The following is a 13893-nucleotide window of genomic DNA, read 5'->3' on the forward strand; positions in this document are numbered from 1 at the left end:
CCTCTCGTTTTGCGTTTCCGGCTTCTGACCGGCTTTGCGGTCACGGGAGTTATAGCTCGTTGATTCCGAAAAAGCATCGAGACCTTACTGGAGATCCCCATAAGTTCTCTCAGGAAATCGAGCTGGCCTTTTTCCTTGAACGGCCTGCTTTTTTATGTCCTTGGTTTCCGCCAACCCGCTCTTCCCGCGCGTCCCCTTGCGCGGGGTCCCATCTGGCCTTCCTTAGCCCTAGCATGTTGCCTTAGCACTTGTTTCTTATTTAAGAGAAACGTTTAATAACGAATTGCACAGTTGATAAGAAAAACACGAAGACCATTTTGGTTGGGATTATGCTGGCCTTAGTGGCAGCGGGCGCCTTTCTTCCCTCTGCCGCCGTTTCAGAACAGGCTGGCGAACCTCAGCGAGGGAGACGCTGAACTTTTACGTCCCCACGCTTACCACTTGTGCGCAAGTCAAATTTCGATTACCTGTTCGTGTACCTGACCGCGGTAACGGGTCTCATCCTTTTTCAGTTCTTCACGGAACTGGGCCGCGTCCGCTCCTTCAGGTCGGCGCTTCTCGCGCTTGCATTCATGATCTTCTCTGCCCTTGCCCTTTTCCTCTTCTTCGTCACGTTCGGTTTTTCCCTCATATTTGGACTTTTCTCGCTGCTTCCCTCTGGCTTTCTGATCAACGTGCTGCTCACGGTGATATCGCTCTACGGCGTTTACTCCAAGTCGCTAGAGTAGGTCATCCACAACACTTTTGGGCGAGTTTTCCCTTAATATCATGCGCTTCCTGCCCGTTTTTCTCCTACTCCTTGCCCTTTCCTTTATCCCATTGGCCCTCGCTGCGCCTTCCTATAACGTGAAGTTCGTGGTCGTTGGACTGCCCTTTAACACCATGTGGGAGGTAACGGTAAATGGCACGGCTTACTACACCTATAACGGGACGATCGTCGTGGACCTTCCTCCCGGTTCCTATCGCTGGTCCGCCCCCGCGCAGATAGCTGGGGGCCCGGGAACGGTTTACCGTGCCTCGATCTCATCTGGAACGCTTAGCGTTCCATCGCAGGCCCTTGTGAAGGTCGTGTATCTCCCGTACTACCAGGTCAACTTCACGTCCGGTTCTGGTGGCTCGGTTTACCCATCGGGTTCTCGTTGGTACGAGGGAGGTTCTACGGTGAAGGTAAGCGCCAAGGCTTCAACCGGTTATCGCTTCTATAAGTGGGTTTCGTCAGCTCCCTTCATAGTTTTCCTCAACGACAGCCTCCCAAACACGACCATCATCATAAGCGGAAGCGGATACGTTGAGGCGGTCTTCAAGCCGACTTTTCCCTACTGGGTCTTGGTCATCGTCATCCTCATCGTTGGGGCGGTGGCAGGAGCTTCCTATGGGGCTTGGAAAGCCGGGAAGCGTCGGGTGGAAAGAGAAAAGAAGAGCGTCAAGCGCAGGAGGTAGCGGCCTTGGCCGCTCACGCGGCTTACTCGAACGAGGTCAACGCCATCCCACTGGTAGGGTTTTAGGGATCATGGCTGAAGCTGTACTTTTATTACCTCCCCTCTTGAGAGCCCCAGCCTGAACCCCTCTTCCGCTTGGTCGAGCGGAAGAACCCTGCTCACAAGCCTTTTTGCGGGAACCTTTCCGCTGGCTATGAGCGAGATCGCTGTGGGGAAGTCTCCCCAGGCGTATCCCAAGTTCCCGTAGAGCTCCTTCTCGTTGTTAACGAGCATCATGGGGTTGAACTGAAACTGGGGGACCTCGAAGACGCCGGCCACCACGGTCTTTCCTCCCTTCTTCGTCAGGGAAAGGGCGAGCGCGGCCGTCTCCGACTTCCCCACGGCCTCCAAGCTCACGTCAACCCCTACCTCCGTATCCTTCACTATCCGGTCGGCGTCCTCCGGCTTCACCACGAGGTCTGCTCCGAGCTCCTTGGCGACCCTTTGCCTCCACTCAACTGGCTCCACGACCGCCGCGTAGGAGACGCCAGCCGCCTTGGCGGCTGCTAATATGTTCAGCCCTATGGTTCCCCCTCCAACTATGGCTATCCTGTCTCCTTCCCTCACGCCTCCCCTCCTGAGGGCGTGAACGGCTATGGCCAACGGCTCCACGGCAGCCCCCTCTTCCCAGCTCATGGAGGCGGGTATGCCGTAAACCCTTTCATCGGAGACGGCTATCCTCTCCGTGAAGGCGCCGCTGAGCTGGCAGCCAAGCCACTTTAAGTTGAGGCACCTTATGTACTCCCCCCTCTTGCAGTAGTAGCAGTGCCCGCAAACCTCTATGGGCTCCACCACCACTCTGTCGCCGATTTTGTGCGTCGCCCCCTCCCCTGCCTCTACGACCTCCCCGGCGAACTCGTGCCCCGGGATGACGGGCAGCTTGCAGTCCGGGTGCTTCGCCACGAACGTGTGGAGGTCGCTCCCGCATATGCCCACGTTGCGAACCCTTATGACCACCTGTCCGGGTCCCGCGTGGGGCTCGGGTAGCTCAACAAACTGAAGCTTCTCAGGACCTACTATGCTTACGGCTTTCATGCGCTGATCCCGGCCCCGTTTTTAAGTGTTGCCGCTCGGCGCTTTCCCGCGATGGCTCAGAAGGCCGTCCATCCTCCGTCCACGGGTATGATGGCGCCGGTCACGTAAGAAGAGGCATCGGAAGCCAGGTAGACCAGGGTCCCCTTGAGCTCGTCAGGCGTGCCCGGTCTGCCCATGGGCGTCCTGAGCCTTATGTGGTTCATCACCTTCTCGTCCTTGAACAGCTCCGCCGTCATCTCGGTGGCTATGTAGCCCGGCGCTATGGCGTTGACGCGTATCCCATCCCTCGCAAACTCGGTGGCCAGCGCCCTTGTCAGGTTGACCACCGCTCCCTTGCTTGCGTAGTACGCCGCGTGCAGCTCTATGTTGCTGAGGAGGCCGGAAATGGATGCTATGTTTATTACCTTTCCCTTGACCTTGTGTGCGAGCATGCTCCTTATGACGTACTTGCTGAAGAGGAAGACCGAGGTGACGTTTGTGTCCATCTCCTTCTGCCAGCTCTCCCTGCTCAGCTCGGTTGTGGGGCTGTGCACAGTCATGCCCGCGTTGTTCACGAGAATGTCTATCTTGCCGAACTGCCTCTCGGCCTCCTCCACAGTTCTCCTCACGTCCTCCTCAACGGTGACGTCCGCCCTGAAGGGAACGACCTTCTTCCCCGTGTGGGAGCTTATCCTCTCGGCGTTCTCGATGAGCCTTTCCTGCCTCCTGGCGCATATCAAGACGTCGGCTCCCGCCTCCGCGAGGGCCTCGGCGAAGCTGACGCCGAGGCCGCTTGACGCCCCCGTGACTACCGCAGATTTGCCCTTGAGGCTGAAAGAGTCCAAAACCGACTGCATGACGTAAGCTCGCCCGCGCATTTAAGCTTCGGCTCCGCTTGCTGCTTCGGCGCTTTGTGCGAAAGGGCGAGCGACTAGGTCAGATCTCAAAGTCCGTTTCAAAGACGCCTCCAAAGACGCAGCGCTCACCTCTCGGCGCCCAGGTCAAAGCGAGGCGAGCTCGTTTAAGTGCTCCCTGTCGATTTTCCCTGCCCTTTCGCCTATCTCCTCGGCTACGTCGCCGGACGGCAGCCTGCCCCTTGCCTCGTCCACTATATCCAGCAGCTCTTCCTGGCGCTTTCTCGTTATCTCCATTGCCTTCGCGTATAGATCGGCGTTTTTCCTTGAAAGCCTGTCGTGAATCGACTGGGCCTTGAGCCAGTAGCCCTCGTCATAGCGGACTTTGACCTTCCCCTCGCCGGCAACCAGGGGCTTGTAGAGCGATATGCACGGGTTTGAGGAAAACGTGAACCAGCCAATGACGTACTCTTGGCGGAGTTCCGCTATCATGGAGTTGGCGGTCTGCGACGTCCTCGTCAGGGAGCCGCTGTGCATGCACACGTCCTCGTTTGATCCCTTCCTCGGGCAAAACCTTTCCCTCTTGTGGTGCCTCATGATCGTCATCACGTCCCTCAGCGTCACGCCTCCCTTCGCGAGCGCGGAGCTCGTGTAGGCTTCCCTTTCTCTTCCCCTCCCGAGGTACGTGTAAAGGAGGTTGAGCTTGTACCTGAAGTTCTCACCCCTTCCCTCAAGCGGCTCAAAGGGCGCGTTCGAAATGGAGGCGTATCCCTTCACCTCCTCGTACCTCCACCGGTTTCCGTAGGTCTCGAGCACGAACGCCCTCTCCCTGTCGGATATGAGGAAGGAGTTGTCGTAGTACTCCTCCTTTTTGGAGCTATTTGACCCTCCAACTCCATACCTTTCCACGAGGTCGACCATCACGTCAAGGGCGTCCCTTGCGCTTTTCCCCAGTTCGAGGCCTATGCGGAGCACGTCCATTCCCAGCATTCCCTGCCTGGGAAAGCGCCTTCTGGTGAAGATCGCCTCGTTTCCCATCGCGACCCCGTGCTCGTTGAAGCCCATCTCAGCCCCCCACATCCACGTTGGCCTCGATATGACGGTGCGACTCGCCTCCACACGGCCCTTGGCCTCGACTTCGACGCGGGTCACCCTTATTTTCCCCTCCCTAGGGGCCGAGGAGTAGTACTCAACGAGCTGGGGCTCGTCAGGTTCCCTGTCGCTGTTCTTCGCGAAGTAGGTAACGCCTTTTTCCGCGTTGTTATTGGCAAGCGAGACGAGGGTATCGCACACGTGCCCTTGAAGGCACCTGATTTAAGTTTTTGGCCTTACTTGGGCTTGGCAGGCCAAGCCGTCCTCTCCGCGGCCGACGACCGCTCGTGGGCGTGCCGGCTCGCGTGGTTTCACGGAGGCGCGTGACCTTGGAAGCTTTCCGATCGCCGAGACATCCTTTTCGTGCCTCGCTACCTCGACTTTCGCCTTTTGTGCTTTTTTCGCGCCGCGTTTTTATTCACGTGGGGGAAAGATGTATGGTAAAATTTCACCTGGGCTTGAACAACTGCTGGGCAATAAAGAGGTGGCCGGTGCCGTCGGAATGGGCCGACCTCTACCGGAAGATGGACGTGAAGAACGTGCAGTTCTCCTTCGACCTCCTCGATCCCAGGTCGAAACCAGTGGTCCTCGAGTACGGGATAGGGCAGGTAAACGATGCGGTGGCCAAGTACGGCCTTTACCTTCAGTCCACCTTCACGGGCCTCATACCTTACTCCATGAACTTCCTTGCCCACCCGGATCCCGTCATGAGGGCAGATGCCCTTGACTGGTACATGGAGGCCATAAGGGTGACAAAGCTTTTGGGAGCAAAGATGACTGGAGGGCACATGGGGGCAAAGAGCGTTGCCGACTACGAAGACAAGGCCCGCGCCAACGCGGTTGACCAGGCCCTCTTCGAGGCCGTAAAGTCCATGCGCGTCCACGCGAAGCAGGAGGGGCTTGAGGCTCTTCTCTGGGAACCCATGCCGGTCCCTAGGGAAACCCCGTGGAGCCTCGAGGAGGCAAGCCTTGTCCTCAAGAGGGCCAACGAGGGAGAAGGCGTTCCCCTCAAGCTGGCCATTGACATGGGCCACCAGTGCACCCTCAAGGGATCTGACGGCGATCCCTACCGGTGGCTTGCCCAGCTTGGCGCGGAGTCACCGGTCATCCACCTGCAGCAGACCGACGGGAAGGCGGACAGGCACTGGCCCTTCGCGCGCGAGTACAACGAGATCGGCATAATGAAGCCAGATAAGGTTATTGAGAGCTTGGAAAGATCGGGAGCCAAGGAGGTCTACGCCTTCGTGGAGTACATCCCTCCCTCTGAGGAGGACGACAAAAAGGTCCTTGAGAACGTGGAGGAGACCGTCAAGCTCTGGAAGGAGTACGCTCAGGACCGAGGGCAATGCCCGTCGTGAGGTCTTTCCAAGCATTTTCTCAACGGCCTCAAGGCTGACGCCCGACGTGCTGACGCCCGTGCACTTAACGGCCGCGGTGGCCTGCGCAAACCTAAGGCACTCCTCCAGCTCGGCCTTTGTCGACGGAATTCCCCTCTTGCCCAGCATCTCAATGAGGCCAGCCACGAAGGAATCTCCTGCGGCCGTGGTGTCGACCACATCCACCTTAAAGGATGGCTGAAAAGCGCGATGGTTGCCGCCATCCCACGAGGCCATAACTCCTTCTTCATCGGTTATTAGGGCGAAGCGTGCCCCGGCCTTTGAGAGGGCGCGCGCCGCGCCTTCCCAATCGCTCTCTCCGGTGAGCTCGCGTGCCTCTTCCCTGTTGAGGTGCAAGAAGTCAACGTGCTTGAGAGCGGGGGTAAGGTAATCCCATCCCCTTCCCAGCGGCCTTACCGAGTCGGCGAGGGTAACCGCTCCCAGCTCCTTTGCCCTTGCCAGCATGTCGGAGATCTCATTATCCGCGTTTCCCAGTATTCCCCCTGCCATGTAGAAAAATGAGGGGCTCAGCTCTTCGAGAGCCGAAAGCACCCAGCTTGCGTTGAATAGCAGGTTTGCGCCAACGTCAACGACGAATGACCTGTCCTTGCCCCTGGGCTTTAGGCTTACGGTCTTGCCGGTATTAGCTTTGAGGGAGCGCACCAGAAGCTTTATGCCCAAGGATCCCATGGTCTCGATCAGAAAGCGGCCAAAGGCATCGTCGCCCACTGCCCCAACGAGCGCTATATCCCTTGGGTTGTGGCCGAGCTTAACGAGCGTGGAGGCCACGTTATCGGGATGTCCTCCAGGATAGACCGATATGCCGCGAGGGGCGTAGACGAGGTCGCCGGGAGAGGGGATATCGGGAAGGTCGGCGGCCACCAGGTCCACCATCATGAATCCAGAGAGCAGTATCATAAAGTTGAGGCGGCTTGCCTTATAAAGTGCTAAGTTGCGGCGCACCTAAACGCTCATTTGCGTTGCGCGAGTAGCCTAGGTGTCAGGTCGTTGCAAGATCGCGCGCGCTTTATCCCATCCAACTGGCGTGCGGTTCTTGGGCGCGCTTGCGTGCGGCTTTCTCGAGCCTTATGCCTACGCACCGCGTGCGCGTTGCCCTTTACGCCGCTAACGGAGTTATTGAGCCAAATAACCCGTGATCTCGTCAGAGCTGATGATCGTGGCGCCATATACCTTCCTGTAGTAGTCCTCCCAACGCTTGTCGATACGGGCCGCCACCGCGTCTTTGATCACCGCAACGGCATAGCCCCTGAAGAAGGCATCCGCCGCCGTATGTCTCACGCAGATGTCGGCATCAAGCCCGATCAGTACGACCTCGCTGACGCCGAGCGAGCGAAGAAGGTAGTCCAAGGGCGTGCCGTAAAACGCTGAGTACGCGTGCTTCTCGAGCACCACCTCGCCGGCGCGAGGATGAAGCTCCTCCACGACCTCCGCTCCCCACGTTCCCTTCATGGCGTGGTTGCCCCAAAGCCTCATCTCGAAGTCGGTTGGAAGATGGGAATCATTGGTGAAGAAAACGGGAAGGCTTGCTTTTCTGAAGGCTTCGAGAACCTTCGCTGCGGGCCCCACGGTCGAGGCCGCCTCTTCCGTTTTTAGGGCTCCATGAACGAAGTCGTTGAGCATGTCAACCACGATCAAAGCCTTCTTGACCATAAGACCCTCTTGGCTTGGAATTTAAGGCAATGCACCTGCGGCACAACGCGTAAAGGCCCTTGCATTCGCTTGAGTGGCTTGACAGGCGCGGCCTTTACTTCATCTCTCGCGGTTGATTTGGGCGCCAGCGGTGGAAAATCTTTCCTCGGTTCTTTTGACCCCGACAGGAGGGTTGTTTTTGTGAATCAGGTGAGGGTTTTTCAGAACCACGCCGTCGCCATGGGTGGGCACCTTTACTGGGATATCCCCAGGTTGTGGGAGGAGATAAAGGAATCCATGAAGGTGGCGGGACCGGTGTCGTCGATTGGGATAGACAGCTGGGGCGTTGACTTCGCCCTGCTCAGGGAGAGGGAGATGGTTGGCCTTCCCTACGCTTACAGGGACCCGTGCTTCAAGGGGGCAATGGACCAGGTACTTCGGCTGCTTCCAAGGGAAGAGATTTTCCAGAAAACGGGAATACAGTTTTTGGAGTTCAACACCCTTTATCAGCTGTTTTGGCTCTCTCGGCACGCATCTCACAAGTTGCGCTCCTACCTTCTGATGATCCCAGACCTCTTTCACTACTACCTCACTGGCATCCCTGCTGGAGAGCTCACGAACGCCACGACGACTCAGCTCATGGGGCTCGATGGGAGGTGGTGGGAAGAGGCCATGCGCCTGCTCGGCATAGAGCTCGAGCTTCCAACGACCCTTAAGCCATCAGCCAATGTGGGAGAGCTTGGCGGGGACGTCAGCGCCGAGGTTGGCTTCAGGGCATCTGTAATCTTGCCAGCGACGCACGACACCGCGTCGGCTATCGCCGCGGCGCCTGAGGTTTCCGATGACGTGGCCTACGTGAGCTCGGGGACGTGGGACCTCGTGGGGCTCGAGCTCTCGTCACCCATCGCGACGCGCGAGGCGATGCTCAACAACTTCTCGAACGAGGGAGGTGCCTTTTCGAAGGTGAACTTCCTCAAGAACATGCAGGGAATGTGGATCATTCAGGGGCTTAAGAGGTCCATCGAAGCCGCGCATCACAGGGATTACTCTTACGATGAACTTGTTGAGCTGGCCTCTCGGTCAAGCGATGTCAATTCATATGTGGACGTAGATGATCCGAGATTTCTGTTTCCAGCGGACATGGCCAAGGAAGTGACGAGTTACCTAGAGGAAACGGGGCAGCAGAAGCCCATGGGAGAAGGAGAGACGTTGAGGGTGGTTATCAGGAGCTTGGCGCTGAAGCGTAGGTACATCCTGGAGATGGCTGAAAAGCTCTCAGGGAGGAGGATAAGGGCGATCAACGTCGTGGGAGGAGGGTCAAGAAATTGGCTGTTAAACCAGATGACCGCTGACGCCCTGGGAGTCCCGGTTTTCGCGGGGCCTGACGAGGCAACGGCCGTGGGGAACCTCTTGGTGCAGCAGGTCGGCTTGGGAAACCTATCCCCATCGCAGCTAAGAGACGCCGTGAGGAGATCGTTCAAGGTTAGGAAGTTTGAACCAGAGGGAAAGGACGACGCTTATTCAGGATTTCTGCGCAGGCTCGGTCTGGAGGAATAGCGGATCGAAATCGAGCCTAGGCGGATCTGCGCAAATCCATGCGATTAATGGGTGTCGGCGGAAACCCGATAGCGCATCACGAAGCGTCGGCGGAAGCTCGACGCGTTTACGCCGAATTGGCCAAGTAGGGTATGACGTAAGGTCCGCCAGGTATTGCCACGATTTTGTCTCCTCCTGCTAGCCTTAGCGCGATTTCCAGCGCTTCGTCAAAGCTTGACGCCGGGATCATGTTAAGCTCTTCCACATCTTTCTCCTTCACTCCCTCGCTCACTACCACCACCTTGCTTTTTAGAAGCACCTGCTCAAGCTTCTGGACCTGCCATTGGTCTCTTATGGGCTCTTCCTGCCTTATCCGATCAAGGATCTTGGAGGGGTTCTTGCTGTACGCTGCGAGCTCTCTGAAGCTTTCGTGCCCAATTCCCTCACGGCAACGGGAGAGGATCACTATAGCCCCTCCCCGCTTTGTTACCCGGGCCGCGGTGGTCATGCCCTTCACCGCCTGATACAGGTTAAGATCGAGGGGAGCACCGCCGTTGGTAACGACGGTCACATCAGCCTTGAAGGGGACAGTGACCCTCCCAAAGGAATCGTATTTCTTCGCTCCAAGGACGTGCGCCTGATAGGGGTCTCCCGAGAAAGCCGCGATCACCCTTCTCTGCTCATCAAGTAAGACGTTAACTATAAAGCGGAAAGTCTTAACCATTTTCGCGGCCTCAACCATGTCTTCATGGATTGGGTTGCCTTCAAGGTAACCGTAGTCCGATCTTGGGTCCGCTATCTTTTTGTAATCGTGGTTTTGATAGACGGTGCGCGTGGACGCGGCGCCGGGAAGCAGGAGCTTTCTTCCGCCGCTGTAGCCAGCGAAGAAGTGGGGCTCTATGAGTCCGGTACCGATTATCAGGTCGGAAACGGCAACTGATCTGTTAAGATAAAAGTCGGTACCCCTTGACGTTTTTCCTACGTATGCGGTATCTTCATCGTCGGAGTTGTGGTTTACGACCTCATATCTTTCATATATTTCGTCTCCCACAAGCTTTCTCAGCTCTTCTTCCCCGGCAGGTCTGTGAAGGCCATTTGAAACAACGATCGTTATGCCATGCCCCTGGCCAATGGCATCGATCAGCGCGGTTAGTATGGGAGCGTTTGGCGTGGCCCGGGTCTTATCGGTTACCAGCACGGAGATTCTTTCGGTGCCCCCGACAAGCTCCTCTAGCGTAAACCCAATGGAGTTCCTCAACGACTTCATGATCACGTTAGTGGTCTCGCTTTCTGGCACCCCAGCGGGTATATGCGCTTTGGCCACAAAGGCACTACTGGGTAACTCTATCTGCATGCCCTTTTCGCCATAAGGCATGAGAAGCTTCAAACCATGGTTAGTTACGCCTCGCATTTTAAGGTTGAAGTGAGCGTCATCCGTAACGCCTTACCGCTTGGAGCGCTCACTGCTTCGAGCATGGGTGAGGTGGCGGGAAACTTGTAAGCGATTAGCCTTCAGTTGATCAGGTGCTTCTTCTACCCTACGAGCTACTTGTCGTGGGGAAAAGTCGCTCGTTTTGGTGCGTCTATGGCGTTCCTTTGCTTCTCGTAAGTGTCGTAGACGTTGTACCTCTTAAGTACGTTCTCCACCCAGCTTTTTGCGGGTATCCCGCTTTCGGTGATCTTTTTGAGTGGGTCGACCCTTGGTCCAAGCTGTTCGTCTTCCCACCTTCTCAGCTTGAGTTCAAGTTCGTTGGCCAAGTCGGGCCTTTCGTTAATTATGTTCTTTTCCTCCTTGGGGTCGTTATCGAGGTCGTAAAGCTCGAGCCGCGGAGTGGGCCAGTACGTGGCCTCGTAGGTAAGTATGAGCTTGTGCCTCTTCTCTCTAATCATCCTTTTGGCGGTCCAAAGTGCCTGATTTGAGTAAACGGTTTCCCTTCCCTTCGCGCCAGTCGCAACGTCTCTCAGGTCAAGACCCTCGGGATCCGTAGGAGACAGTCCCGCCATCTTCAAAATCGTGGACGTGACGTCAATGCCTTGAACCAGCTCGCTCACCCGCGCCGCTGGAAAAATCCCAGGCATCCTGATCATTAGGGGAACGTGTATCGTTGTCTCGTAGACATCGGCATGATCAAAGTAAAAGCCATGCTCTCCCATGCTCTCCCCGTGGTCCGCGGTTAGAAAAATCGCCGTATCGTCCGTTAGACCCAGGTCATCTATTTTTTGTATTAGCTCACCTACGGCGTCGTCTACGTGCCTTATCTCTCCATCATATTGGGAAATTATGAAGTTCAGATCGGTCACGTCAGCGTATCCTGCCTCCTTGAGCCAGGTTAAGTGATGGTACCAAAGCGGCGTGCTCTTGAGCTCGTCCAAGCTGTGGTTGCTGGGATCGTTATATACCCCGTCGTAAAACATCTTGCGGTACTTCTCAGGAGGCATGTACGGGGTGTGAGGGTCCCAGTAGTGTACAAAGAGGAAGAAGTCCTCCTTCTGGTGCTGCTCTATCCAGGGGAGGGCCATGGCGTTTATCTCCTCCGCCTGCACCCTCTGTATCCTTGAGGGATTGCCAGCCACTGGGTTCATGTAGTAGTGAAAGCCCCTGGAGAAGTACTTCTTCATTATGTAGAGGGTGGAGACGGCGCCAGTTACGTATCCCTTGGAGGCCAGGAGTTGCTGAAGCAGCGGAACCTCATCGCCAATCGTTTCGTGGGGGCTATGGCTCACGACACCGGTCTTTATCCCCCTCTTGCCCGTCATCATGGCCGTGAAGGAGGGCTGAGTGGGGACGTCAGTTGCGGTGTCGTTTAGGAAAACAGTGCTTTCCCTTGCCAGCTTGTCGATGGAGGGGCTAGTGTTTTTCGCGTAGCCATAACAACCAAGGTGATCGGCCCTGAGCGTATCTATCACGATGAGTATGAACTTCATATAGATGAATTATCAATCAAATTTAAGTGTTGTTCGCGTTCTGCGAGAAGCGGTAGCTCAGGAACGTCTTCATCGGCGCGCTTTGGTGGTGATTTGGGACGGCTTCACAGCCTGATGGGTCGCTTGCCGCAAGCCGTTTACGCCAAGCGGTGTCCTACGTATGCTTTACACGAGGATAGGTGAGGGAAATTCTCTGGAGAAAATATTCGACTACGACCGCTTTTCCCTTTACGGCTTGAGGGCTTCCTCAGACGCGAGCTTCGAGATAGGTCAAAGCGCGTCGGAGAGATTGGTCTTTTCGCTGAAGGGAGGCTTTATCATCAACGGGCGGAGCGTTGAGGAAAAAGATATGGCCTACCTGCCATCAAGCTTCAAGGGGAGGATTGCCGTGTCGCGCGGATCGGTCACGTACTTGGCCGAGTCGCGGTATAGCTCTTCCCTCCCATTCTACGTTAAGCGCTATGCCGACGTTCCTTCCTTGGAGGTGGGCCTGCGGAACTACACGAGAAGGGTTAAGACGATGATAGGTGAGGGAGATCCCGCGATCAGCTTCCTCGCTGGATACACAGAGGAGTATCCAGGAAACTGGAGCTCGTACCCCCCTCACAGACATGAGGGAAAGCCCGAGGCGTACGTGTTCTATGGCGTGGATCCCGGCTACGCGATTCAGATGTCCATGAAGGATGGGGAGGAGAGGGCCTACGTGGTTCACGATTACGACGTCTTTCTTATAACTGGCGGCTATCACCCTCACGTGAGCTCACCTCTTACTGGGAGCGGATACGCGTGGGTTATAGCGGCTCCCCCCGACCAAAGGAAGCTTGAGGTTGAAGTTCACCCGAGCTTCAGGCAAGAGGAAACCGGAATGACACACCTCACGGTCAGGCGAGCGATAACGGCTCTGCCCAACTGCTTTCGTGAAATGCGCATACCTGCCGTAGATAGTGCAGGGCTTCAGCGCTGGGCAGGAAGCCGTTCAAGAAGCTAGACGGCACATATCTCTTACTTGCCTCATCGAGCGTAACGAGCTCAGGTTTGCCTCTTTCATCAGGCCCCAGCACGCCCTCCTGCCCTTTGAGCAGTTTCTCTATGGCAAGTCTGCCAAGATCCATCCCCTCCTTCTTGTCCCTTTCATTAGGTTCCACGCACCTGTAAAGTATGCCAGGCCACTCGTATCTTGTCCTGATTCCCTGCGCCTGCAAGAGGTCCCTGAGGGCTGGGGCGGCGCCCGCCCTCTGGTAATCAGTTGCCCTTACCAGCTTACCATCCTCTACCGTAACTCCTTCGGAGATGGCCACTAGGGCCTTTCCCACGCGCCCTATGATCCTCTTAACCTCTGCGAGCAGCTCCTCTACGTCGTAGGTTGTCTCGGGAAGCAAGAAAAGATCGGGCGCGTGCTTCCCTGCCAACGCGGATGCCAGCGTGAGCCATCCCGCATCTCTTCCCATGACCTGCATCAGGTCGACCTCCACGTAGCCTATGTAGGAAGAGGCGTCGTACCTCATCCTCACGGCGAAGTCGGCAACCCTCTCAGCCGAGCTCGGATATCCAAGATCGTGATGGAAGGGGCCCAGGTCATTGTCGATGGTCTTGGCTACAACAAGCGCCCCGATGTCGGCCCTTGACCTAAGTCTCTTGACAAAAGCCGTTGAGCCTTCCCCGCCTATGATCAATATGGCGTCTACATCCAAGCGCCTTATTGATGCCATGATCGCGTCTTCGCTCGTTCTGTCCCTGAAGGTCACAAGGTAGGGCGACGGCGACGACGCTATCTGATCTGGCTTGATTCCGTTCAGGGATATCACGTTGCCTTTGGCTAAGCCGATCCATCCGCCTACCGCGCCGAGAAGCTCGCAGCCATCATGGCACGCGGAGATGGCCCCTGCCAGCGCGGGGTTCGAACCAGGAGACGGCCCGCCGGATTGGACGGCAAGGATCTTCATAAAGGGCTTGCCAGTATGCCTTTAC

12 protein-coding genes and 1 pseudogene are annotated in these 13893 nt (G+C 56.6%); 5 read left to right on the plus strand and 8 right to left on the minus strand.

The genetic code is table 11. The features are described 5' to 3' along the window. Positions 1–443: 443 nt before the first annotated feature. A complete protein-coding gene (locus tag PRZ02_RS02440; RefSeq protein ID WP_449464255.1) occupies positions 444–728 on the plus strand; it encodes a hypothetical protein in 285 nt (94 codons plus the stop codon). Positions 729–768: 40 nt separating this feature from the next. After that, positions 769–1440 carry an InlB B-repeat-containing protein gene (locus PRZ02_RS02445; RefSeq protein ID WP_449464256.1) on the plus strand — a complete coding sequence of 224 codons (672 nt, stop codon included), beginning with the start codon at positions 769–771 and terminating at the stop codon, positions 1438–1440. A 68-nt stretch (positions 1441–1508) separates the two neighbouring features. Here the strand turns inward: PRZ02_RS02445 and PRZ02_RS02450 are convergent, their stop codons facing one another. The 3 genes from PRZ02_RS02450 to PRZ02_RS02460 form a co-directional block, all read right to left on the minus strand. Next, positions 1509–2513, minus strand: coding sequence for a zinc-dependent alcohol dehydrogenase (locus tag PRZ02_RS02450; RefSeq protein WP_449464257.1), 1005 nt, complete (start codon positions 2511–2513; stop codon positions 1509–1511). Between the two features lie 56 nt (positions 2514–2569). Further along, complete coding sequence (locus PRZ02_RS02455; protein WP_449464258.1) at positions 2570–3349, minus strand: SDR family NAD(P)-dependent oxidoreductase; 780 nt, start codon at positions 3347–3349, stop codon at positions 2570–2572. A gap of 144 nt (positions 3350–3493) precedes the next feature. After that, positions 3494–4639, minus strand: a complete 1146-nt coding sequence (locus PRZ02_RS02460; protein WP_449464259.1) for a C69 family dipeptidase — start codon at positions 4637–4639, stop codon at positions 3494–3496. A 236-nt stretch (positions 4640–4875) separates the two neighbouring features. Between PRZ02_RS02460 and PRZ02_RS02465 the strand changes: the two genes are divergently transcribed. Beyond that, positions 4876–5796, plus strand: a complete 921-nt coding sequence (locus PRZ02_RS02465; RefSeq protein WP_449464260.1) for a sugar phosphate isomerase/epimerase family protein — start codon at positions 4876–4878, stop codon at positions 5794–5796. A gap of 54 nt (positions 5797–5850) precedes the next feature. On the opposite strand, the pseudogene PRZ02_RS02470 reads toward PRZ02_RS02465, so the two are convergent. Then, positions 5851–6732 (minus strand): annotated as a pseudogene (locus PRZ02_RS02470) (carbohydrate kinase family protein); the annotation flags it as partial. 216 nt (positions 6733–6948) lie between these two features. Beyond that, on the minus strand, positions 6949–7485 hold the full coding sequence (locus PRZ02_RS02475) for a cysteine hydrolase family protein (protein ID WP_449464261.1): 537 nt from the start codon (positions 7483–7485) through the stop codon (positions 6949–6951). A 69-nt stretch (positions 7486–7554) separates the two neighbouring features. Here PRZ02_RS02475 and PRZ02_RS02480 point away from each other — a divergent pair, with 69 nt between their 5' ends. After that, a complete protein-coding gene (locus PRZ02_RS02480) occupies positions 7555–9021 on the plus strand; it encodes a rhamnulokinase (protein ID WP_449464262.1) in 1467 nt (488 codons plus the stop codon). Positions 9022–9127: 106 nt separating this feature from the next. Here the strand turns inward: PRZ02_RS02480 and larA are convergent, their stop codons facing one another. Next, positions 9128–10387: a nickel-dependent lactate racemase gene (gene larA / locus PRZ02_RS02485; protein WP_449464263.1), complete on the minus strand. Its 1260-nt coding sequence runs from the start codon at positions 10385–10387 to the stop codon at positions 9128–9130. 158 nt (positions 10388–10545) lie between these two features. Beyond that, complete coding sequence (locus tag PRZ02_RS02490; RefSeq protein ID WP_449464264.1) at positions 10546–11925, minus strand: sulfatase family protein; 1380 nt, start codon at positions 11923–11925, stop codon at positions 10546–10548. Positions 11926–12085: 160 nt separating this feature from the next. Here PRZ02_RS02490 and PRZ02_RS02495 point away from each other — a divergent pair, with 160 nt between their 5' ends. Beyond that, positions 12086–12913, plus strand: a complete 828-nt coding sequence (locus PRZ02_RS02495; protein ID WP_449464265.1) for a 5-deoxy-glucuronate isomerase — start codon at positions 12086–12088, stop codon at positions 12911–12913. On the opposite strand, the gene PRZ02_RS02500 is transcribed toward PRZ02_RS02495, so the two are convergent. Continuing rightward, a complete protein-coding gene (locus PRZ02_RS02500) occupies positions 12807–13868 on the minus strand; it encodes a 6-phosphofructokinase (RefSeq protein WP_449464266.1) in 1062 nt (353 codons plus the stop codon). The two genes, PRZ02_RS02495 and PRZ02_RS02500, sit on opposite strands and share 107 nt — an antisense overlap. Positions 13869–13893 lie beyond the last annotated feature (25 nt).

The sequence above is a fragment of the Tardisphaera saccharovorans genome (genome assembly GCF_046635845.1).
GTDB lineage: Archaea > Thermoproteota > Thermoprotei_A > Marsarchaeales > UBA168 > UBA168.

Excerpts from the sequence above, each read along its gene's own strand:
- PRZ02_RS02495 (WP_449464265.1), top strand. The coding sequence starts at position 12,086 with ATGCTTTACACGAGGATAGGTGAGGGAAATTCTCTGGAGAAAATATTC.
- PRZ02_RS02490 (WP_449464264.1), bottom strand. The coding sequence starts at position 11,925 with ATGAAGTTCATACTCATCGTGATAGATACGCTCAGGGCCGATCACCTT.
- PRZ02_RS02475 (WP_449464261.1), bottom strand. The coding sequence starts at position 7,485 with ATGGTCAAGAAGGCTTTGATCGTGGTTGACATGCTCAACGACTTCGTT.
- PRZ02_RS02465 (WP_449464260.1), top strand. The coding sequence starts at position 4,876 with ATGGTAAAATTTCACCTGGGCTTGAACAACTGCTGGGCAATAAAGAGG.
- PRZ02_RS02445 (WP_449464256.1), top strand. The coding sequence starts at position 769 with ATGCGCTTCCTGCCCGTTTTTCTCCTACTCCTTGCCCTTTCCTTTATC.
- PRZ02_RS02450 (WP_449464257.1), bottom strand. The coding sequence starts at position 2,513 with ATGAAAGCCGTAAGCATAGTAGGTCCTGAGAAGCTTCAGTTTGTTGAG.
- PRZ02_RS02500 (WP_449464266.1), bottom strand. The coding sequence starts at position 13,868 with ATGAAGATCCTTGCCGTCCAATCCGGCGGGCCGTCTCCTGGTTCGAAC.
- PRZ02_RS02455 (WP_449464258.1), bottom strand. The coding sequence starts at position 3,349 with ATGCAGTCGGTTTTGGACTCTTTCAGCCTCAAGGGCAAATCTGCGGTA.